The 23,044-nt window shown below is 40.7% G+C and carries 17 protein-coding genes, 3 tRNA genes and 1 rRNA gene (1 of these 21 cut by a window edge); 19 read left to right on the forward strand and 2 right to left on the reverse strand.

Annotation, left to right across the window (positions count from 1 at the left end; all coding sequences use genetic code 11):
* Positions 1–184 precede the first annotated feature (184 nt).
* Positions 185–1,759, forward strand: coding sequence for a WG repeat-containing protein (locus DYE54_RS09150; RefSeq protein ID WP_115310936.1), 1,575 nt, complete (start codon positions 185–187; stop codon positions 1,757–1,759).
* A gap of 71 nt (positions 1,760–1,830) precedes the next feature.
* Here DYE54_RS09150 and putP read toward each other — a convergent pair whose 3' ends face one another.
* On the reverse strand, positions 1,831–3,312 hold the full coding sequence (putP, locus tag DYE54_RS09155) for a sodium/proline symporter PutP (RefSeq protein ID WP_115310937.1): 1,482 nt from the start codon (positions 3,310–3,312) through the stop codon (positions 1,831–1,833).
* Between the two features lie 162 nt (positions 3,313–3,474).
* Entirely contained in the window at positions 3,475–4,293 is an 819-nt protein-coding gene (locus tag DYE54_RS09160) for a sulfurtransferase (RefSeq protein WP_115310938.1), read from the reverse strand.
* A gap of 304 nt (positions 4,294–4,597) precedes the next feature.
* On the opposite strand from DYE54_RS09160, the gene recQ reads away from it, so the two are divergent.
* From recQ to DYE54_RS09250, 18 genes are all read left to right on the forward strand, one after another.
* On the forward strand, positions 4,598–6,463 hold the full coding sequence (gene recQ, locus DYE54_RS09165; RefSeq protein WP_115310939.1) for a DNA helicase RecQ: 1,866 nt from the start codon (positions 4,598–4,600) through the stop codon (positions 6,461–6,463).
* A gap of 114 nt (positions 6,464–6,577) precedes the next feature.
* Positions 6,578–7,369, forward strand: a complete 792-nt coding sequence (locus tag DYE54_RS09170; protein ID WP_115310940.1) for a thymidylate synthase — start codon at positions 6,578–6,580, stop codon at positions 7,367–7,369.
* Positions 7,369–7,860, forward strand: coding sequence for a dihydrofolate reductase (locus DYE54_RS09175; protein WP_115310941.1), 492 nt, complete (start codon positions 7,369–7,371; stop codon positions 7,858–7,860). Before DYE54_RS09170 ends, DYE54_RS09175 begins: the two co-directional genes overlap by 1 nt.
* Positions 7,861–7,863: 3 nt before the next feature.
* Positions 7,864–10,278, forward strand: a complete 2,415-nt coding sequence (locus tag DYE54_RS09180) for a Tex family protein (protein WP_115310942.1) — start codon at positions 7,864–7,866, stop codon at positions 10,276–10,278.
* A gap of 186 nt (positions 10,279–10,464) precedes the next feature.
* Positions 10,465–12,018, forward strand: a complete 1,554-nt coding sequence (gene cshA, locus DYE54_RS09185; protein WP_115310943.1) for a degradosome RNA helicase CshA — start codon at positions 10,465–10,467, stop codon at positions 12,016–12,018.
* 184 nt (positions 12,019–12,202) lie between these two features.
* Positions 12,203–12,622: a Fur family transcriptional regulator gene (locus tag DYE54_RS09190; RefSeq protein WP_115310944.1), complete on the forward strand. Its 420-nt coding sequence runs from the start codon at positions 12,203–12,205 to the stop codon at positions 12,620–12,622.
* Positions 12,623–12,742: 120 nt separating this feature from the next.
* The gene (locus tag DYE54_RS09195; protein ID WP_115310945.1) at positions 12,743–13,579 is read left to right on the forward strand and encodes a deoxyribonuclease IV; all 837 of its coding nucleotides are present in this window, start codon (positions 12,743–12,745) and stop codon (positions 13,577–13,579) included.
* 1 nt (position 13,580) lies between these two features.
* Positions 13,581–14,768 carry an exonuclease SbcCD subunit D gene (locus DYE54_RS09200; protein WP_115310946.1) on the forward strand — a complete coding sequence of 396 codons (1,188 nt, stop codon included), beginning with the start codon at positions 13,581–13,583 and terminating at the stop codon, positions 14,766–14,768.
* Positions 14,765–17,848, forward strand: coding sequence for an AAA family ATPase (locus DYE54_RS09205; RefSeq protein ID WP_115310947.1), 3,084 nt, complete (start codon positions 14,765–14,767; stop codon positions 17,846–17,848). The genes DYE54_RS09200 and DYE54_RS09205 overlap by 4 nt, the downstream gene beginning before the upstream one ends.
* A 157-nt stretch (positions 17,849–18,005) precedes the next feature.
* Positions 18,006–18,377 carry a VOC family protein gene (locus tag DYE54_RS09210; protein ID WP_115310948.1) on the forward strand — a complete coding sequence of 124 codons (372 nt, stop codon included), beginning with the start codon at positions 18,006–18,008 and terminating at the stop codon, positions 18,375–18,377.
* 27 nt (positions 18,378–18,404) lie between these two features.
* Complete coding sequence (locus tag DYE54_RS09215) at positions 18,405–19,106, forward strand: tRNA threonylcarbamoyladenosine dehydratase (protein WP_115310949.1); 702 nt, start codon at positions 18,405–18,407, stop codon at positions 19,104–19,106.
* On the forward strand, positions 19,107–19,538 hold the full coding sequence (locus tag DYE54_RS09220) for a peptidylprolyl isomerase (protein WP_115310950.1): 432 nt from the start codon (positions 19,107–19,109) through the stop codon (positions 19,536–19,538).
* An 80-nt stretch (positions 19,539–19,618) separates the two neighbouring features.
* Positions 19,619–20,245 carry a hypothetical protein gene (locus DYE54_RS09225; RefSeq protein ID WP_115310951.1) on the forward strand — a complete coding sequence of 209 codons (627 nt, stop codon included), beginning with the start codon at positions 19,619–19,621 and terminating at the stop codon, positions 20,243–20,245.
* 77 nt (positions 20,246–20,322) lie between these two features.
* Positions 20,323–21,162 (forward strand): polyamine aminopropyltransferase, encoded by an 840-nt coding sequence (gene speE / locus DYE54_RS09230; protein ID WP_115310952.1) that lies wholly within the window; start codon positions 20,323–20,325, stop codon positions 21,160–21,162.
* 75 nt (positions 21,163–21,237) lie between these two features.
* A tRNA-His gene (locus tag DYE54_RS09235) sits at positions 21,238–21,313 on the forward strand.
* A gap of 5 nt (positions 21,314–21,318) precedes the next feature.
* A tRNA-Gln gene (locus DYE54_RS09240) sits at positions 21,319–21,393 on the forward strand.
* A gap of 4 nt (positions 21,394–21,397) precedes the next feature.
* Positions 21,398–21,473, forward strand: a tRNA-Lys gene (locus DYE54_RS09245).
* 315 nt (positions 21,474–21,788) lie between these two features.
* Positions 21,789–23,044, forward strand: a 16S ribosomal RNA gene (locus DYE54_RS09250) (it continues 307 nt past the right edge of the window).

Genomic DNA, 23,044 nt, shown 5'->3' on the forward strand with positions numbered 1-23,044 from the left:
CATTGACCATGATGGTCTAAGGCATATCTATTGACTAGTAAAACCGCAAGGTTCTCGTAAGAGGCCTTGCGGTTTTTGCATTTCCCCTAATTGCCAATTTGAATTGTAGATTTTATAATATGAGTAACTAATAGTCTTGATTATATGTAATGGTTAGTTTTACATTCTTTGGGAGGTTGACTCTATGAAACTATCAAAACAATCTAAAACTTTATTGGTAGCTGCTGTTTGTTCTTTTTGTTTAGGGCAAGGGTACAGTGAAGCTGCTATTACAGAATCGGCTAACTATTTACCGAATAGTGTTTTACAAAATGATGATGTTACCTTTGTGCAAGAAGGAGCCATGGCTGTATTGCCTAATAATGGCATATCCTTAGAAGATAGTGCTGTGAAAGGTGAAGATCCAGCACAGCTCAAATCTTTGAATCGAGTTATGGCTATCGTTGAAACAAAGGACGGCTATGGACTTATTGATACTCAAGGTAATACATTAATAGAACCAAAATATAAACGTGTAGTAGCTCGTGAAAAAGGGCAGGCTATTGTATTTAATAATCCAAAAGCTAAGGATGAAGAGGTAGTGGGGATTAAATTGAATAATTCTATAGGAATTGCTGATGAGCCTATAAATTATTTATCTGATACCTATATCCCGTATAAAGATAAAAAAACAAAACGATATGGATTTAAGACGATACATGATGATATCGTAATTGCGCCTCAATTCAAAGATGTACTTACTAACTTTAGTGAAGATCGAGCCTTTGTAAAAAATAACAATGGTAAACGTGTTGCTATAGATAGTACTGGAGCCGAATTGTTTACTGTAGAGGCTGATTATGTGTATCCATATAAACATGGTTTAGCAGAAATTCAGCGCAAGGCATCTGGGTTCAGCTTATTGGGCGCTATTGCAGGTATAGCGCTTGGTGGTGGTTTTGGTGGTAGTCATGATGCAGGCCTTGGTATCAGTATAGGTAGTGATGGGATTGGACTCGGTGTTGGTTATGGCTATGGTTATAATGATTTTTGGGATTACCATCATAATCATTTCTTTAGTGGCGTTACCGTTGTACGTGATAAAATAAAACGTGGTTATATCGATCGTGATGGAAATGTTATTATTGATAGTAAATTAGACCATGTATATCCTATGATGCCATTTGGTACGATTGTAGAAAATGATAAAAAATTGGCTGTTGTTGATAGACAAGGAAAAATTTTGATTCCCTATGGTGATTATGAATTGGAGAAAATTAGTCTATCTGATCCGTATATTGCACTGAAAGATAAAACAACAAGTAAAAGAGGCGTTATAAACTACTTGACTAACACACAAGTACTGCCATTCCTGTATGAGGGGGTAGATTTTATGAATGATAGTTATGTAGTAGCTACTGCTGCAGATGGAAAACGAGTTTATAAAATGGAACCTATGCGTAAAGAAATGTTTCGTTTATCTAAAGAAGCTAAACAGGGGGCTTTTGGAGCGGAAGGATTTGCTTGGGTAGTGGGTGACACTTTACTCGGTGATGGTTTTACAGGCTATAAAATTATTAATCGTGAAGGGGACGTCGTATTTACGGCTAAAGATATTGCGATTCAAGATGTTTCTAACTTTTATACTTATTATTCGGCGGTTCGTGTGGACGGGAAGTGGGGCGTAATGGATACAACGGGCAAGTGGATAGTTGAACCGGTCTATAAAGATGTAAACTTTGTAATTCCAGCAGGACAAAACATAATGTTAATGCGCTAGTATCAAAAAAGAGGCCCTAGGGCCTCTTTTAGTTATTATTTATAGAATCGATTAATATATTAAATTACGCTTTATAAAATATGCAGTTGCTGGGCTTCATCAAATTCATCTGTAATTTCTTTTGATGGTGGATTATCTAATAAGCTAACTACATAAATAGCAAGGGAGGAAAGAATGAAACCAGGTACGATTTCATAAAGTCCGAACCATGCAAATTGTTTCCAAATAAGAACTGTTAAACCACCCACAATTACACCAGCTACACAACCTTTTAGGGTCATACGACGCCAGAATAAGGAAAGTAGAATGGCAGGCCCAAAAGCAGCACCAAAACCGGCCCAAGCATAAGCGACCATTGTTAAGATGTAGCTATTAGGATCTAAGGCCAGACAAAGGGCAATGGCTGAAATAATAAGAACGGTAATACGACTGATTAAAACGAGTTCTTGATCACTGGTACGATGACCTACGATGTTTTTATATAAGTCTTGCGATACAGAAGATGCTGTCACTAATAGCTGTCCAGAAGCAGTACTCATAATAGCAGCCAATACAGCAGACCAAATAAGACCGGCTACGAATGGTGGGAATAATTGCTCATTCATTACTAAGAAAACTTTCTCTACATCAGCGCCTTCCAGTGGCGTGGTTAAATACACTTTGCCAACAAGACCAACGATAACGGCTGCGACTAGAGAGATGATAACCCATACCATGGCGATATTAGTTGCTTTTTTTAGTTCGCGTGCATCAGAAATAGCCATGAAACGTACAAGAATATGTGGTTGACCAAAGTACCCAAGCCCCCAAGCTAATGAAGAAATAATGCCAATAGCTAAGGTATAGGTATCTGATTCAGGGCCCCAGATGGATAAGCCTTGTGGAAATTCAGTAGCAATTAAATGAGCTGTATTTATAGGGCCATTCATCATGATAGTGGCCGTAATGGGAATGATTAAAATGGCAAAGAACATCATAGTCCCTTGGATTAAATCAGTCCAACTAACAGCGAGGAAGCCTCCTAGGAAGGTATAGAAGATAACTACACCGGCTGTAATTAAGAGTGAAGTAGTATAATCTAGGCCAAAGATAGTTGTAAATAATTTACCCCCTGCAACGAAACCGGATGACGTGTAAATCAAGAAGAAAATAATAATAAAGATAGCGGATACAATAGGTAAAATTCTTGATGTATCACGGAAACGGTTTTTTAGGTAATCTGGGATGGTTAAGCTATTGTTAGCTACTTCTGTATGATTCCGTAATCGTTTAGAGACAAAGGCCCAATTGAGCCAGGTGCCACCGGCAAGACCGAGGGCAATCCAAATAGCTGAAATCCCCGTGCTATAAGCAAAACCCGGTAACCCCATAAGCATCCAACCACTCATATCGGAGGCTTCGGCACTCATTGAAGTGAGCCAAGGGCCCAACTTACGTCCCCCTAAGATGTAGTCACTTAAATTTCTAGACTTGCGATAATAATAGATACCGATATACATCATGAGCCCTAAATAGAGTGCAAAGGCTATGATAATCGAGATTTGTGTGTGCATGCGAGATGCACCCCCTTTTCATTATAGATATATTGTTATATTTTATCATAAAATATGTCAGCCTACTATATATAAATGTATAATTTCTATAGAAACTTAATATAAAAGACAGCTTATAAATAGAGGCTATACTTGATGATGAGGAATATTTGAAACACAGTGTTATTTTATACTTTCAATGCCTGTTGCGATAGGAGCGTTGGGGTAGGTAACCCAATCGCTAGAACTTCCTACATAGAGAGCCGATTCAATACCAATTTCTGCCATAGCAAGCATAGTGAGGCAGGCGGTAATACCAGAACCACAATAAGTGACAATCGGTTTAGTGACCGAGAGAATATTTTTAAATACGTCTTTTAGTTGCTCTTGCGGTAAAGGACCATTGGCATCAAAGCCATCAGCCCAGAAATGATTAATAGCTGTTGGAATATGTCCCGTCATGCCATCCATAGTATCAATGTCGGTACCTGTATAGCGTTCAGGAGTGCGGGCATCAATAATAATGTGACTGCGCGTTTGGCTACTTTCTAAGACGTGATCATGAGTCATAACCATATGGTCTTGTAAGTGGTAATTAAAAGAGGCTGTTGTAGTCTGTAAGGGCGTAGGGATATTCGTTACAGGCTGTCCTTCGTGAATCCATCGCTCAATACCACCCGCTAGGACTTTTACATGGGAGAGCCCCATATAACGTAAAGTCCACCAAAGGCGTCCCGCTAAAAATAGCCAGGAATCATAAACTACGATATGACTGTCTTTAGTAATGCCAAAAGAGGCTAATTTATCAGCGAGTACATTAAAATCGGGCAGTGGATGGCGACCACCATGTTTTTTCACAGGGCCAGATAAATCGATAGTTACATCAAGTACATAAGCGTTTGGAATATGAGCGGCCCCATAAGCTTTCTGACCGCGAATATCAAGGATAATATACTTTGCTTGCTCTTTTACTAATTCAGCAGGTGTAATAAAATGTTTCATAGGAATCCCCTTATTATAAAATGCAAAATAAATTTGGTAATGGCAATCTACAATATATACCTTTATAGTATAGACCTTTAATGTGTAGATTAGAATTATAGTGTATAATTTGTAGTAGTTGTTTATATACTATAGAATTTATATCTTCTATTGTAGCAGATATTGGGATATTCGTGTACATTTTATGAATGTAGCGTAGTCATTCAGTTTTTCGACAATAGAGTAGTAGTGTAATTTTTTACAAATAATGTTAAAATAATATGATGTATCATTAAATGAGTAAAGAGGAAAGGACGTGAACAAGATGGCTCATCCCGCAGCTGAAGCAGCATTACAACATTATTTTGGTTACGCCACGTTCCGTCCGGCTCAAGAAGTACCAGTCGCATCGTTATTAGCTGGTAAAGATATTTTAGCAATTATGCCAACGGGCGCTGGTAAGTCGATTTGCTTTCAGATTCCTGCGTTGTTGAAACGAGGCTTAACGATTGTCTTTTCGCCGTTGATTTCGCTTATGCAAGATCAAGTGGATGGACTGCGGATGCAAAAGATTCCAGCCGCCTATTTAAATAGCACGCAAGAACAAGAAGAGTCAACACAGATATTAAGAGCCTTGCGTGCTAATCGTGTAAAACTTTTATATTTAGCTCCTGAACGTTTGAGTTCAGAGTGGTTTCAAAATTTTTTAAAAGAATTGCCTATAGAGCAAATTATTATTGATGAAGCCCATTGTGTATCACAGTGGGGCCATGATTTTAGGCCCTCTTATCAGCTGATTGCGCCCTTTATTGATACATTGCCACGTAGGCCTGTTATTGGCGCCTTTACGGCTAGTGCTACGCGCGAAGTCGAAGCTGATATGAAACGACTTTTAGGATTGCAAGAGGCAACAGTTCATGTAACGGGTTTTGATAGACCTAATCTTTCATTTGAAGTAGTACAACCAGAACGAAAACTGCCTTATGTGCTTCAATTTGTGGCACAACATAGTGAAGAAAATGGTATTATCTACTGTGCTACCCGTAAAGATGTAGAAATGGTGTATGGGGAATTGGCTAAACGAGGCGTAGAAGTAGGCTATTATCATGCGGGCTTAAGTGATGAGGTGCGTAAGTTACAGCAAGACCGGTATGCCTATGATAAAGTAAAAGTTATGGTAGCTACTAGTGCGTTTGGCATGGGCATAGATAAGAGTAATGTGCGCTATGTACTTCATTATCAGATGCCGCGTAATATGGAAAGCTATTACCAAGAAGCAGGTCGGGCAGGTCGTGATGGTGGCGCTTCTAAATGTGTACTCTTATATAGCGGGCGAGATGTAATGATTCATAAGTATTTGATTAATGAATCTGTCCACGAGCCTGAACGACGGCGTATTGAAATGTCTAAGTTACAGCAAATGATTAATTATTGTTTCACGAGTGATTGTCTGCGCAAATATATGCTCACCTATTTTGGGGAAACGGTACCTTGGTCACGTTGTGATAATTGTGGGAGTTGTTTAAATAAAGGGGCTTTACGGGATTTAACCAAAGAAGCACGCTATATTTTTAAAGCTGTATTAGATACGGAAGAACGATATGGGGCGGCTATGATTACTGATATTGTAGGTGGCAATCGGACAGACCGGATTGTACGTTATGGTTGGGATCGGTTACCTGTATTTGGGACTCTTCGAGATATGGATGACCGTGACATTAAAGGTCTTATACGACAGTTTACGTCTTTGGGGTATTTGGAGTGTGCAAGTGGCAAATATCCCATATTGAGTATTACGCCGGCTGGTGAAGCCGTCTTAGACGGCCATGCTAAGGTAACCGAAGTTCGTCGACAGATTGTGACTGTTCGCCCTGATGGTCCTCGCCAGAATGGTTTAAGTGGTGATAATCGCTTTAGTAAAACTGGTAAGTCATGGGGACAGGGTATTAAGTCTGGTTCTAATAAGCCTAATTTATTTGAAGCGTTACGACAACATCGCAAAGAGTTAAGCACGCAATTAAAAGTACCACCGTATTTGATTTTTCCAGATACGGTATTAATTGATATGGCTTCGATGAAACCGCAGACTTTAGCTGATTTATATAAGATTAAGGGCATTGGTGAAACGAAATTACAACGCTTTGGTTTATCCTTTTTGAAGGTAATTAATACATTTACAAAAGAAGGATAATTGGTACAGGGCTCTTAATATTTGGTTTTGGGGTATTATTTTGTTTTTTTGTTATTTATTTGTTAAAAAAATATTTGTTTTAAATATATATTTATTTTATCCGAGGAGGTTCTCATGAGTCGGGCCGATGATCAATATTTAGCCATTGTAGAACGAATTTTAAAAGACGGTTATTACGCGAATAATCGTACAGGTGTGCCTACCTACAAATTGCCTCATCAAATGATGCAATTTGATTTGAGTAAAGAATTTCCTATTTTAACGACTAAATTTGTAGCGTTCAAAACGGCTGTGAAAGAATTGTTGTGGATTTGGCAAAAGCAAAGTAATGATGTGAAAGAACTGCAAGCCATGGGGGTTCATGTTTGGGATGAATGGATGCGCGAAGATGGTACGATTGGTAAAGCTTATGGCTATCAATTAGCTAAATATAAGCAAGTGGATACTTTATTGCGTATGCTCAAAGAGGACCCACAAAGTCGCCGCATGATTGTAACACTTTGGAATATTGAAGATTTACCTGATATGGCGTTACAGCCTTGTGCCTATGAAACCTTGTGGGATGTAGCTGGAGATCGATTAAATTGTATGCTTGTGCAACGCAGTGGTGATATGGGTCTTGGTATTCCGTTTAACATGGCACAGTATGCTGCTTTAGTTTATATGATCGCGCACGTAAGTGGCTTAAAACCAGGTCAATTTACGCATATTATTAACAATGCCCACATTTATGAAAATCATGTAGATGCGCTTAAATTGCAACTAGCACGCCGTGAGGAAGCTAAACCAGCGCCAAGTTTATGGTTAAATGAGTCTGTTCAGACGTTTTATGAATTTACCCCTGATGATGTGAAATTAGAAGGGTATGAACATTTGGGTAAGTTGCCAATGGAGGTGGCTGTATAATGTTAGCAATGGTTGTGGCGAAAGCAAAAAATAATGTGATTGGTAAGGATAATCAACTCATTTGGCATTTGCCAAAAGATTTGCAATATTTTAAAAAATTAACCACTGGCCATGTTATTATCATGGGGCGTAAGACATTGGAATCATTACCTTTTTTATTGCCTAATCGAGAACATTGGGTAGTAACCCGGCAGACTGATTATGTGCCACCGTATGAAGGAGTGCGCGTATTTCATGCCCCAGAAGACGCCGTTAAGGCAGCACAACAGTTAGACATAGCGTATTGCATTGGTGGGGCTCAAATGTATGAATCGTTTATGCCCTATGCTAAAGAATTGTATGTAACTGAAATTGAGCAAGAGTTTGAAGGGGATGCGTATTTTCCAGCTATTGATTTGCACCAATTTGAAATGGTAGAATCAATAGCCGGTGAAGTGGATGAGAAGAATCCATGGCCATTTAGTTTTGTTACGTATCGTCGGAAGGAGTAGTCCATGTTAGAAAAAATGTCCCAATATATTGCCACGGAGTTAGGTGTTAAAGGGTGGCAAGTTAAGGTGGCAGTTGAATTATTAGATGAAGGCAATACAGTGCCTTTTATTGCACGCTATCGTAAAGAAAAAACAGGCGAATTAAAAGATGAACAGCTTCGCGAGATTGAAGAGCGCATTAAATATTTGCGTAATTTAGAGCAACGCCGTGAAGAAATCGTTCGTTCCATTACGGAACAAGAAAAAATGACTCCTGAGTTAGCAACGGCTATTGAAGGGGCTATGAAATTACAAGAATTAGAAGATTTATATTTACCATATCGTCCTAAGAAACGGACACGTGCTTCTATTGCTCGTGAACAAGGGCTGGAACCATTAGCGGCCATGATAGTCAGTGAAGTCGCTGATGATATAGCTGCATCGGCTGAAACACTGGCGCAGCCATTTATAACAGATGAGGTACCCACCATTGAAGCGGCTTGGCAAGGTGCTATGGACATTGTAGCTGAAGATGTGAGCGACCGAGCTGACTTTCGTGCTTATTTACGCGAAGCTATTTGGCGGGACGGCAAAGTAAAAGCTGTATTAGTGGATGAAACTGATGATAATAAAGAGGTGCGTCAGGGGTTTTTGCAATATGAAAATCATGAAGAGGCAATTCATCAGATGCCATCACATCGAATTTTGGCTATTAATCGTGGTGAAAAATTAGGGGTGTTAAAGGTAACCATTACGGCCCCTGATGAGACCTATATTGCGTATATGCTTGGTAAACTACCAGTGCCAGCAGTAACTAGTTTAGTGCCCTATAAGGAACTGGCGGTGGCAGATGCTTATAAACGTTTAATTTTCCCTGCGATGGAGCGTGAAATTCGCAAAACTTTGACGGAAAATGCCGATGAACAAGCCATTAAAGTATTTGGCACCAATTTACGTAATTTATTATTACAACCACCATTGGCGGGGCATGTGATTATGGGGCTTGATCCAGGCTATCGCATGGGCTGTAAAATGGCTATTATTGATGCCCAAGGGAATGTATTAGATCAGGGCATCTATCACTTAACTGCTGGCGAAAAAGGTAAAGAAGCTGCTAAAGTTGATATGGCTCATCGCATTCGTAAATGGAAGGTAACGTTACTGTCTATTGGAAATGGCACGGCTTCTTATGAAACGGAGCAATTCGTTTCACAATTGATTGAAGCAGAAAAATTAGATTGCCACTATATTATTACCAATGAAGCAGGTGCGTCTGTATATTCAGCTTCAAAATTGGCTATTGAAGAATTACCAGATTTAGATGTATCCATTCGTGGCGCTGTATCGATAGCGCGACGCGTGCAAGATCCATTAGCTGAGTCTGTTAAAATCGATCCTAAATCTATCGGCGTAGGCCAATATCAACACGATGTAAATCAAAAACAATTGAGTGCTACGTTAGATCAAGTGGTTGAAACGGTAGTAAACCATGTGGGGGTAGAGTTAAATACAGCCTCTCCTGCTATTTTGCAACATGTAGCAGGGATTAGTAGTGCCGTAGCTAATAATATTGTGGCGTATCGTAAGGATAATGGTACCTTCCATAATCGTAAAGAATTGTTAAAGGTAAAACGGTTAGGGCCAGCGGCGTTTACTCAATGTGCCGGCTTTTTGCGCATTAAGGATAGCCAAAACCCACTAGATAATACACCTGTTCATCCTGAATCTTATGAATTGGCTGAAACAATTATTAAAGATTTAGGCTTCTCTTTAACGCAATTGAATGATAAAGCTACATTAGAAGCGTTCCATGAAAAATTAGCGCTAGTTGATGCGGAAACAGTAGCAGCTAATTTAGAGGCTGGCGTACCAACGGTGCGCGATATTTTAGAAGCCCTCGCTAAGCCAGGCCGTGATCCTCGTGAAGATTTACCGGCACCAATGACACGTAAGCATGTAATGAGCCTAGAAGATGTTAAGGTAGGAACGGTTGTTAAGGGCACCGTTCACAATGTGGTAGATTTTGGGGCTTTTGTTGATTTTGGTCTTAAAGTAAATGGTCTGCTACATCGGAGTGAATTCTGCCGTCGTAATGAACACCCATCAGATGTATTAGCAGTGGGTGATATTATTGAAGCAGAAATTATTTCCGTAGAGCCAGCGCGTAATCGTATTGGTTTATCTATGAAGTCTTTGCGTAATAAAGGAAATTCTCAGTTAGGTAAAAGCACAGGCGAGGATACGAAGATTCAATCTGGATCTGAAAATCGTAGAAACCAACGAAATAATAAGAATCATGTTAATGAAGCCGGTAGCAATAATCGACGGAATAATCAACAGAATCAGCAAAATTCGCAAAATCGTCGTAATAAGAAACGTAATGAACCAGCGCCTTTTGTAAATAACAACATTACTATTGTATATAGTAAGAAAAAGTAGTATACTACGACTAATAAGAAAATTCGTTAATATTTTATAAAGATGTCTGAACAAGATAGCTAAATTAGAAAATTTTCAATCTTCTGATTTGGCTATCTTCTTTTTTATGTGTTATAATATTATAATGCGCCGACGAATAATAGAAAATAATTAAGGTTGATTTAATAAGGAGGACTCATATAGTTCATGCTTGAAAAATTTGAAGAATTACAAATTAGCGAGCCCATTTTACGGGCTTTAAATGATATGGGGTTTGAAGAACCTACGCCAATTCAAAAGGAAGCGATTCCGGTAGCCATGGAAGGTCTTGATATGATTGGTCAAGCTCAGACTGGTACTGGTAAAACAGCAGCCTTTGGTATTCCTGCCTTAGAACAGGTGGATGAACATTTACGAGCTGTACAAGTATTAATCTTGTCACCAACACGCGAATTGGCTATTCAGGTAGCAGAAGAACTCAATAAAATGGCTCAGCATACGCATATTCAAGCGTTGCCAATTTATGGTGGCCAAGATATTCAGCGCCAGTTCCGTAGCTTACGTAAAAATCCACAAATTATCGTCGCAACTCCAGGTCGTTTAATGGATCATATGGAACGTGGTTCCATTAGCTTTGATAAAGTGAAAATGATCGTACTCGATGAAGCCGATGAAATGCTAAATATGGGCTTTATTGATGATATTAATAAAATTTTAGGGGCTGTACCAGAAGAACGTCAGACATTGTTATTCTCGGCTACTATGCCACCGGCCATTCAAACGTTGGCAGAAAATTATTTGAAAGAACCACGTTTGATTCGTATGAAACCAACACAAGTGACGATGGATCTTATTGAACAGTATTACATCGAAGTACAAGATCGTCAGAAGTTTGACTTACTTTGTCGTTTGCTAGATATGCAAGCTCCAGATTTGGCTATCGTGTTTGGCCGTACAAAGCGTCGTGTTGATGAAGTAACCGAAGGTCTTAAGAAACGTGGCTATATGGCAGAAGGCATTCATGGTGATTTATCGCAGCAAAAACGCGACAGTGTCATTCGCCAGTTCCGTGAAGGGACTATTGATATTTTAGTAGCTACCGATGTAGCAGCTCGTGGCCTTGATATTAGTGGTGTAACACATGTTTACAATTACGATTTACCACAGGATCCAGAAAGTTATGTACACCGCGTAGGTCGTACTGGTCGTGCAGGTAAAGCAGGGATGGCCAATACGTTTGTAATCCCTCGCGAAATGGAACATTTACATGCTATTGAACGCTTAACTAAACGTAAAATTGCACGCCGTAAAGCACCGTCTTTAGGCGAGGTATTAGAAGGACAACAGAAGTTAGCTGTTCAAAGCTTAATTAACATGGCTGATGATACAGAAAACTTGAAAGAGTATCGTGCAAGTGCCGAAGAATTGCTTAATGATTTGGATTCCGTAACATTAGTAGCGGCCGCTATTAAATTGTTGACAAAAGAACCAGATACAACACCAGTAAATATTACGGAAGAAGCACCACTTCGTGTACGTAAGAAACGTTCTTTCGGTAAGGATGGCCGTCGTCGTGATGGGCAACGCGGAGGCCGCAGTGGTGATCGACGTAATGGGGAACGAACTTCTCGCAGTCGTAATCGTGATGAACGCCGTAGTGGTGGCAGTCGTCCAAAACGTCGTAATCCTGAAGGACAAGGTCGTCGTGGTGGCCAAGAAGGGCCAAAGAGTGGCGCGTTTAAGCCATATTTTAAAGACTAATTTTATATATAGGTACAAAATTCGGTATGGCTTTACTTGCAAATCCATACCGAATTTGCTATAATTATATAACTAATAATTATTATTGGTTGATAAATAGTCATCAGACTATGTGAATACACATGTGCTGAGTAGCACAGTAACAGTATTAAATTAGATCCGAGTGGAGAGAGGATTGATTATTATGGATATTGCACAAAAATTGCGTTCCGAAGGGTATAAAGTGACCCCACAGCGTATTGCGATTTATCAAGTGCTTTATGGTCAAAATGAACATCCTACGGCGGAAATGATATATCAAAGCTTGCGCCGTGACCATCCAACTATGAGTCTAGCAACCGTGTATAAGACGATGGAGATTTTTGAGAAGATCGGTCTTGTCAAAGTTCTCGATACGGGCGATGATTGCAGTCGCTATGATTGGGATACACATAATCACCCGCATATGCGTTGTGTTGTATGCAAACGCGTTGATGATTTAGATGGTATGGATATGGATGATACCTTGGCTCAAGTGGCTGAACTTAGTCAATATAAGGTCACGGGTCAACAGATTACGTTTGAAGGCATTTGTCCAGAATGTCAACGTAAAGAAGCGCACTAATTAAAAAGAGCCGTAAGGCTCTTTTTTTGTTATCCGCTAAAAGTGTGTTATATAATAAGAACGTAGAATTTTTGTAATAGTGAATTGTAATAGAAGTGAATTGTAATAGAGGAGAATAATATGTTAACAATTGGTTGTCATTTATCAATCAGTAAAGGATATTTGCATATGGGGCAAGAGGCATTGTCCTTGGGCGGTAATACGTTTCAGTACTTCACGCGTAACCCTCGTGGGGGCAAAGCTAGAGCATTCGATGAAAGTGATATGAAAGCGTTGTTGGACTTTATGAAAGAACACAATTTCGGTAAAGTGTTAGGTCATGCACCGTATACCTTGAATGCTTGTGCCGCTGATCCTTCATTACGCCAGTTTGCTAAGAATATGATGCGGGAAGATTTAGAACGATTAGAGTTTTTGCCACATCAACTATATAATTTTCATCCTGGCAGTCATGTGAAACAAGGGGTAGATGCAGGCATAGAGTATATTGTAGAAGCTCTTAATGAAGTGTTGTTTGAAGGTATGCAGACCACCGTTTTATTGGAAACCATGGCGGGGAAAGGCACAGAAGTAGGGCGCACTTTTGAGGAAATAGCGCGCATTATTGATGGCGTAAAATTAAAAGAATATATTGGTGTTTGTATGGATACATGTCACATTCACGAAGGCGATTATGATATCATTGGTGATTTAGACGGCGTGATGGATTCATTTGATCGCATTATTGGCTTGGAGCGTTTACAGGCAATTCATTTGAATGATTCGAAGAATCCTCGTGGGGCTCATAAAGATCGGCATGAAAAAATTGGCGAGGGCCATATTGGGTTAGAAGCAATTACAGCGGTTATTAATCATCCCGCACTGCGAAATTTACCATTCTATTTAGAAACGCCGAATGAGCTAGACGGGTATGCGAAGGAAATTGCCTTACTTCGTAGTGTATATTGCGAGGTGTAATATGCGTATTTTACATATGGCAGATTGGCACTTGGGGCGTATTTTTTACGCTCGCCATTTAACTGAAGATCAAGCCTATGTGATAGAGCAACAATTATATGCTTTAGTAAAAGAGGCCCAAATTGATGTTATTGTGTTGGCTGGCGATGTGTTTGATCGGGCGGTACCACCTGTAGAGGCGGTAGAACTTTGGGATGCGGTCATTACTAAGTTGACGCTTGACTATAAGATTCCAGTGCTTGTTATTGGTGGTAATCATGATAGTGCGGAACGGTTAGAAGTGGGCCGTGATTTGTGGTCACAGTCAGGTTTACATGTATGGGGGCGATTAGAACGTAGTTTAAGGCCTATATATATAGCTGACAGAGACGGTGAAGTTGCTTTTTGTCCTATGCCGTTTGCAGAGCCCAGAACCGTATTAACTCAATTATTGCAGACAGAGCCGAGTGAAGCCCAAGCTGAAATATGGCAGTCTTTACCAGTGGCCTATGGACCTATTTATGAAGCGTGGGCGACGTATTTGCGTAGCTTAGTAAAGCCTAACGTGCGTACCGTAGCAATTGCCCATGCCATGGTTGCTGGTAGTGAAACGAGTGAATCAGAACGGCCGTTAGTCATTGGTGGCTCAGCTAGTGTAGGTGTCGATGTGTTTGCACCGTTTAATTATGCGGCATTAGGACATATTCATCGGCCGCAACGTATGGGGGCTGATTATATACGGTATAGTGGTTCGTTATTAAAATATTCCTTTGATGAAGCAAATCATATGAAGTCGTTTACAATTATTGATATGGATGCCGAGGGGATTTGCACTATTGAACAGGTACCCATTAAGGCCCTTCATGATGTGGTCAATATAAAAGGGTATTTCAACGATATTTTACAAGATGATGCTTTGCATCAGAAACATAAAAATGACTATGTACAGGTTCAGCTGTTAGATACGGCGCCTGTTATTGATGGCATGGCACGGTTGCGAGAGGTATTACCTTATGCTATGTCCTTGGAGCTGATTGGACGTATGGCTGTAGACGTAACTAGTACGGCAACCGTAGCCTATAAACAGCTGTCAGAGCGTGAATTATTCGAACAATTTGCTGAAGCTGTTCGTGAAAATCCTCTGAGTGAAACTGAGAAAACGTATATGAATAGACTGTGGGAACGATTGTTGAAGGAGACAGATGTATGAGACCCTTGACTTTGAAAATGACCGCGTTTGGCCCTTATGCGGATACTGTTTACTTGGATTTTAATGATTTACAAACGCACAGTTTATTTTTGATTACGGGGCCGACTGGTTCAGGGAAAACAACAATTCTAGATGCCATGGTATATGCCTTGTTTGGAGAATCTAGCGGAGGCTTGCGTAGCGGTACTACGATGCGTAGTGATTATGCTACGCCAACAGTGCCTACAGAAGTGGTATTTACTTTTTCTGTAGGGGACAAGGATTATAAAATGGAACGAAGTCCTAAACAACAAGTAAAGAAAAAACGGGGCGAAGGATTTCGTGAACAAGGGGCGCAAGCTCGTTTATCAATTTGGCAAGGCGATGCATGGGTGGAATTTAGTACCCGAGCGCAAGACATTAAAGAGAAAGTGCATGACATCTTAGGGTTCAGAGCAGAACAGTTTTTGCAAGTTGTATTATTACCTCAAGGCGAGTTTCGCAAATTATTAGTGGCGCCTACTTCAGAGCGGGAAGATTTAATGCATAGCCTGTTTAGGACAGAAATTTACAGTCGTTTACAAGCTGTCTTAAAAGATGAGTATGAAGCGGTGAGTGCGGAAGCTAAAGAGGTTATTAATCGGCAACGCTATTTATTAAGCAGTGAACAGGTAGTCACTGGCAATGAATTACGGGAACGTTTAGCTACACAAACAGAAATCGTGCGCCAAAAGGAAGAGTTAGTGGCAACAAAGTTACAGGAACAAACAGCTGTAATAAAGGCGTATGATTTGGGTCAACAGCGTCATACATTAGAGCAACAAATTGCAAGACATCAGGCTGAGTTAGGAATTTTAGCTGAGCAGAAGCCTCAAATTTCAGCAAAGAAAACATTATTAGCACAAATAATGGCGTATGAACCCATTAGCCGTTATAAAGCGACATGGCAATCGTTAGTTGCTAAAGAGGTAGCCGTGCAAGTGGCCTATGAAGAGAGTGTTCAAATACAAGACAAATTAAAAAAAGAAGCAGACCACTTAGGTGAAACAAAAGCTGTGTTGGCAAAGGACATGTCAACACAAGCGGATTATCAACTGACTTTACATAAAGCCGAACAAATTAATACGCAGTTTGAGAAGATTGATGTTCTACAAAGTGAGATAGCTCAACTTGTACAACAGGTATCTGAACAGGACAAAATTGTAAAAAAACAAGAAACGATAGTTGCAGAAGGGAAAGAGAAAGTAGCTCTTTTGAAATCCAGTGTTATAGCGATACGGCAACAATTAACTATGCAACATGAGATAGCACAACAACGTGAGGCCGTAAAAGAGGGGCTACAAATAGGTAAAAAGGCGTTGGAAGCTATGACAACCTGCCAAACGAATACTGGCCTGGTGTCTGTGAAACGGCGTGCTTATGAACTGGCAGTACAAAGTGAAGAAATAGCCAAATTAGAACGAGACCATCAAGTGCGATTACAGGCACAATATCAGGCGGCTACTTTAGCGTTGACATTAGAAAGCGATGTTCCTTGTCCTGTGTGTGGTTCAAAAGAACATCCACAATTGGCGACTATGCCAGAAGATTTAGTTAAGGGGCGCGTAGAAGAAGCGGAATTTGCCTATAATGAAGCGTTACAAAAAACATCGGTAGCTAAGACGGAACTTTTGCAGGCCACGGCTGATTTAACAATTGCGGAACAAGCGGTAGAAGAGGCAGAAGAGGCCATTGCTACTTGGTTGCGGACGTATAGTGTGTCTGGTATTAATGGGGGTACAAGTTCTGAATTCGTGGCAGAAGTGGAAGTACAACTTCAAGTATTAGATCAGCAATGGCAACAATTGTTACATAAAGAGATGGAAGTGCAGCGCTTAGCAATAGAGCAGGTCGCCGTGGAAGATAGATTACAAGAACAACAAGAACGGTGGCAATTATTGGACAAAGAATCTCAAACCTTGTCTGCTGATTTAGGACGCAAAGAGGAAGCCCTTAGCCTGTTACAAAGTGAAGTAGCGTCTATTGATAGGAGCACCTGGCTAGATGAGCTAACGAGTAAAAAAGCGTGGTTAGCAGCGTATGAAAAAAAGCAACAAACTTATGACGCAGCCTATACAAAGCATGTCGAAGCGGTGAGTGCCAATGAAACAACGTTGCAAAGCTTGCGTACGCAACGAGAAGAACTGGCGACAAATATTCGTGAGGCTAAGACAACTTATGAGACGGCATTAGTTCAGTCAAAGTTGACAGAAGCAGATATACTGGCAATAGAAACTTTTACTGGGGATGTTCAGGGACTAACTGACGAGGTGCGTAAATATGAAGATGCTTGGGGCCAGAGAGAAGCGCTTTTGAAAGCGACCAAGCAAGAATTGGCATCGGTACCAGAAGTTACTTGCTTAGTGTCAGACGAAGACAAAGAAGCCGTTATGGCTGCGTATGAAACGGCTCTTCGAGAAGCAGCCGTACAGAGTAAAGAAGAGCAACGCTTGCAGGCAGTGCTTGCGGAATATGAAACATTAGTGACGCAAAATGAAACGATAACGGAACGGAGTACGTTTATTTTTAACTTATATGATTTAGCTAATGGTGGTGATTCAGGGTTAAAAGGTGTTACCTTTGAACGATATGTGTTGGGGGCTATTTTAGAGGAAGTTGTTGTGGCCGCTAATAGTCGTCTGCGCCATATGAGTCGAGGTCGTTATACGTTAGAACGGGCGGATTTAAATAGTGTACGACGGGGCCATCGAGGTTTAGATTTAGCTGTTTTGGATACCTATACAGGCTATGCAAGACCAGCTAATACCTTGTCGGGCGGGGAGACCTTTTTAGCCTCTTTATCATTAGCTATGGGCTTAGCTGATGTGATTCAGGCGTATGCAGGGGGGATTCATTTAGACACGATTTTTATTGATGAAGGGTTTGGCACGTTAGACCCTGATACATTGGACGTGGCTATGGAAACCTTAGTAGAGTTACAAGAATCGGGACGACTTGTAGGTATTATTTCTCACGTTCCAGAGCTGAAAAACCGCATTCCAGCACACTTAGAAGTGAAGAGTACAGAACGAGGCAGTGACGCTCATTTTGTAATACTATAAGTCTATATATAGCCATATATCGAGATTTGTGATACTATTAAATAGCAGTATTAAGAATATAATAGAGGAGATTTATTACTCCGTCTTGAGGAATAAGTCAGTTAAATCTTATCGGTTATTGGCTGAATTGGTGTTATGATTGAAAGGAGATGACAGTATGAAGTTTGTAATGGTACATAATAACTTTAATGTCCGTGATTTAGATAAAAGCATAGCTTTTTATAAAGAAGCACTTGGTTTAGAACCAGGGCGTCGTATTGAACCCGAAGATGGGGCTTTTAAAATCGTTTATTTAGAAGATGGTAATAGTAATCATCAATTAGAATTAACTTGGTTACGCGATTGGGATCGCCCTTATAATTTAGGGGATAATGAATTCCATTTAGCCTTTAAAGTTGATGATTATGAAGGAGCTTATAAAAAGCATAAAGAAATGGGTTGTATTGTGTATGAAAACCCTAACATGGGCATTTATTTTATAGCTGATCCAGATGGTTATTGGTTGGAAATTATTCCATTACATCGTTAATATCATATTGAATTGGAGTTATTCTGAATGGAACATATGTTAACCCGCTTAGAATGGTTAGTGGGTAAAGAGAAATTAGAGGATTTGGGGACAAAATCAGTGGCCCTATTTGGTTGCGGAGGTGTTGGTGGCTTTGCTATGGAAGCCCTAGTGCGTACAGGCATTGGTCGACTTGTGTTAATTGATGGTGATAAAGTAACGGTGAGCAACCTAAATCGTCAATTGATTGCTACACAAGCAACGATTGGGCGACGTAAAGTAGAAGTGGCTAAAGAACGCGCTTTATCTATTCGTCCAGATATGCAAGTTGATACTTATGATATTGTGTATACAAAAGAAGCATATCCTGATTTTATTAAAGATATTAAGGTTGATTTTGTGATTGATGCTATTGATATGGTAACTGCAAAATTAGCGATTATTGAAACTTGTCAAGAATTAGGGATTCCTTGTATTTCATCAATGGGGACAGGTAATAAAATGCACCCTGAATTATTGACAATTGCTGATATTAGTAAGACGCATACTTGTCCATTAGCTAAAGTCATGCGTCGCGAATTGCGTAAGCGTGGAATTAAGAAACAAATGGTAGTATTTTCTACGGAAAAGCCAATGACTCCTAATCGCGATGATGATTCTAGAAGTCCTGGCTCTTGTGGTTTTGTGCCTTCTGTTTCAGGGCTAATGTTAGCAAGTTATGTATTACGTACATTATTGGAGGTAGAGTAAATGAAAAAAGCAATTATCCATATGGAAAAAGGCGATATTACGATTGAGTTATTTGATAAAGAAGCACCAGGCACGGTAGCTAATTTTGAAAAGCTAATTAAGGAAGGCTTCTATGATGGATTAACGTTCCACCGTGTTATCCCTGGGTTTGTAGCGCAAGGGGGCTGTCCAAATGGTAATGGTACAGGTGGCCCAGGTTATACAATTAAAGATGAATTGATTGGCAACCCTCATAAACATGAGCGCGGCGCTTTATCTATGGCGCATCGTGGACCTAACACAGGTGGTAGCCAGTTCTTTATCGTGTATGAACCACAGCCACATTTAGATGGTGTTCATACTGTATTTGGTAAAGTTATTGAAGGTATGGATGTAGTAGATGCGATTCAGCAAGGTGACCGCATGACAAAAGTAGAAGTCGTAGAAGACTAAGCTTATGAGGGCTTTCTTGCAACGCATCTATTACTAGTTAATTATAAATACATATTAAGTAATAGAGGATTGAGAGATATATGGAGAGCTTGACGATTACACATCCAGAATGGTTGCAGGTAAAAAAAGATGGACGTTTTTCTTATGGGTATAATCAGGAATGGTATCATGATGATTGGCAACGGTTAGCGGGTTGCGGACCTACGACGGCTACGCAATTAATCAGCTATGTGCAATTTCGTGATGGTTTATTGGATAAGACTGATAGTGCTGATGGTGAAGCGGCGTTAAAACGCATGGAAGTTATCTTTGATTATGTGCGACCACGTTTTGGTGGTGGTTTGTATAAAACACAATGGTTAGAAGAAGGATTAAATGCATATATAGCAGATCATGCATTACCTTATACTGTTAAAATGATGGGTATATATCCATTTACAGTATGCCGACCACCATTACAACAAGTAGTAAAATTTATTAAACAAGGGCTAGCTAGTGATTCACCGGTGGCGTTTTTAAATCGTCATCGAGGACGTGAGAAAGAACTTTCCACATGGCATTGGGTGCCTATTGTGAAATTAATGGAAAATAATGATGATGTTCGCTGCGTGGTATATGATGAAGAAATCGAACGCACCTTTTCGTTACAGAAATGGTTAAAAGATACCATGCTTGGCGGTGGTTTTGCGTATGTAGTACGCAAATAAAATGTTTGGTAATCAAGGTAGGGCTACAGGTGTAGCCCTATGTGACTGTTTACCTTATTAGGTTTAGGAGGCTAATTATGGCAGAATGGCTTACAGAAAATCAGTCGGATAATTTAAAGTTGAGTGCAAAAATTGATAAAGTATTGTATTCAGGTGCTTCGGAGTTTCAGAAAATTGAAGTGGTACATAGTTTGGAATATGGTAATATGCTATCTCTTGATGGTGTGTTTCAAACGTCAGAACGCGAAGAGTTTATTTATCATGAAATGATGTCTCATGTTCCATTATTTTTACATCCTAATCCTAAGCATGTGTTAATCATCGGTGGTGGTGATGGTGGCGTGGCACGTGAATGTGTGCGCCATGAATGTGTTGAAACAGTAACAATGATTGAAATTGATGGCAAAGTGGTTGAATTAGCTAAAGAATATTTACCGACGATTGCCGATGCTATGATTCGTAAAGATCCTAAGTTAACAGTTACAATTGGTGATGGCATTGGTTATGTGGCAGAGTGTGAAAATAAATTTGATGTTATTATCGTTGATTGTTCAGATCCTATTGGACCGGGTGAAGGCTTATTCACAGAAGAATTCTATGCCAATACGTATAGAGCGCTTAAAGAAGACGGTCTATTTGTACAACAAACAGAGTCACCTATGATGCACCAACCATTAGTAGAAAAGGTATTTGGCTATGTGGCTAACCACTTCCCAATTACACGTTTATATACTGCTTATATTCCAATTTATCCTACAGGGATGCATTGCTTTACTATGGGGTCTAAAAAGTATGATCCATTGACTTGGGAAAGCAATCGAAAACAGACGTTTGCTACTAAATATTATAATGATGATATTCAAAAAGCAGCGTTTGCATTACCTAATTTTGTAAAAGATTATTTAATTAAAAAATAGGTGTTGACAGTATCCCCTAAGGAATGATACAATATCATTCGTTACAGGGGATACTTCTCTTGAACAACCACAGTGGTGGGTATGGTGAAGCGGTTAACACGGCGGATTGTGGCTCCGTTACGCGTGGGTTCGATCCCCACTACTCACCCCACTTATAGGGGCGTCGCCAAGTGGTAAGGCAATGGACTTTGACTCCATTATGCGCTGGTTCGATCCCAGCCGCCCCTGCCAACATGACTCACTAGCTCAGTTGGCAGAGCACCTGACTTTTAATCAGGGTGTCCCGCGTTCGAGTCGCGGGTGAGTCACCATGTAAAAAGCACTGTCTTTTGACGGTGCTTTTTCTAACCTTTTTACTACGTATAAAATTAGTAAAAAAGTTGTAAAAAAGTGGTTGACATAATTAGAAAACACTGTTAAACTAATTAAGTCGTCAGGCGATGAAAGTTAAAAGCCTGAAACACAGATCTTTGAAAACTGAACAATGTAAGGTAATCATTTTTAACGAAATGAACATAGCCAGAGTGCGGGTTTCAATTAGTTGAAACCAACCAAATAAATTTTAAGTTAGATAACTTCGGTTAAGCTAACAACAACGAAAACGAGCTAGTGAATAGCTCCAAGATATCTTGGAGAGTTTGATCCTGGCTCAGGACGAACGCTGGCGGCGTGCTTAACACATGCAAGTCGAACGGAGAGCGATGGAAGCTTGCTTCTATCAATCTTAGTGGCGAACGGGTGAGTAACGCGTAACCAACCTGCCCTTCAGAGGGGGATAACAACGGGAAACCGTTGCTAATACCGCGTACGAATGGACTTCGGCATCGAAGTTCATTGAAAGGTGGCCTCTATTTATAAGCTATCGCTGAAGGAGGGGGTTGCGTCTGATTAGCTAGTTGGAGGGGTAATGGCCCACCAAGGCAATGATCAGTAGCCGGTCTGAGAGGATGAACGGCCACATTGGGACTGAGACACGGCCCAAACTCCTACGGGAGGCAGCAGTGGGGAATCTTCCGCAATGGACGAAAGTCTGACGGAGCAACGCCGCGTGAGTGATGACGGCCTTCGGGTTGTAAAGCTCTGTTAATCGGGACGAATGGTCTTTGTGCGAATAGTGCAGAGATTTGACGGTACCGGAATAGAAAGCCACGGCTAACTACGTGCCAGCAGCCGCGGTAATACGTAGGTGGCAAGCGTTGTCCGGAATTATTGGGCGTAAAGCGCGCGCAGGCGGTTTCGTAAGTCTGTCTTAAAAGTGCGAGGCTCAACCTCGTGAGGGGATGGAAACTATGAAACTAGAGTATCGGAGAGGAAAGCGGAATTCCTAGTGTAGCGGTGAAATGCGTAGATATTAGGAAGAACACCAGTGGCGAAGGCGGCTTTCTGGACGACAACTGACGCTGAGGCGCGAAAGCCAGGGGAGCGAACGGGATTAGATACCCCGGTAGTCCTGGCCGTAAACGATGGGTACTAGGTGTAGGAGGTATCGACCCCTTCTGTGCCGGAGTTAACGCAATAAGTACCCCGCCTGGGGAGTACGGTCGCAAGGCTGAAACTCAAAGGAATTGACGGGGGCCCGCACAAGCGGTGGAGTATGTGGTTTAATTCGACGCAACGCGAAGAACCTTACCAGGTCTTGACATTGATGGACGAAACAAGAGATTGTTTTTCTCCTTCGGGAGCCAGAAAACAGGTGGTGCACGGCTGTCGTCAGCTCGTGTCGTGAGATGTTGGGTTAAGTCCCGCAACGAGCGCAACCCCTATCTTATGTTGCCAGCACTTCGGGTGGGAACTCATGAGAGACTGCCGCAGACAATGCGGAGGAAGGCGGGGATGACGTCAAGTCATCATGCCCCTTATGACCTGGGCTACACACGTACTA

The sequence above is a fragment of the Veillonella criceti genome (genome assembly GCF_900460315.1).
In the GTDB taxonomy this organism is placed as follows: domain Bacteria; phylum Bacillota; class Negativicutes; order Veillonellales; family Veillonellaceae; genus Veillonella_A; species Veillonella_A criceti.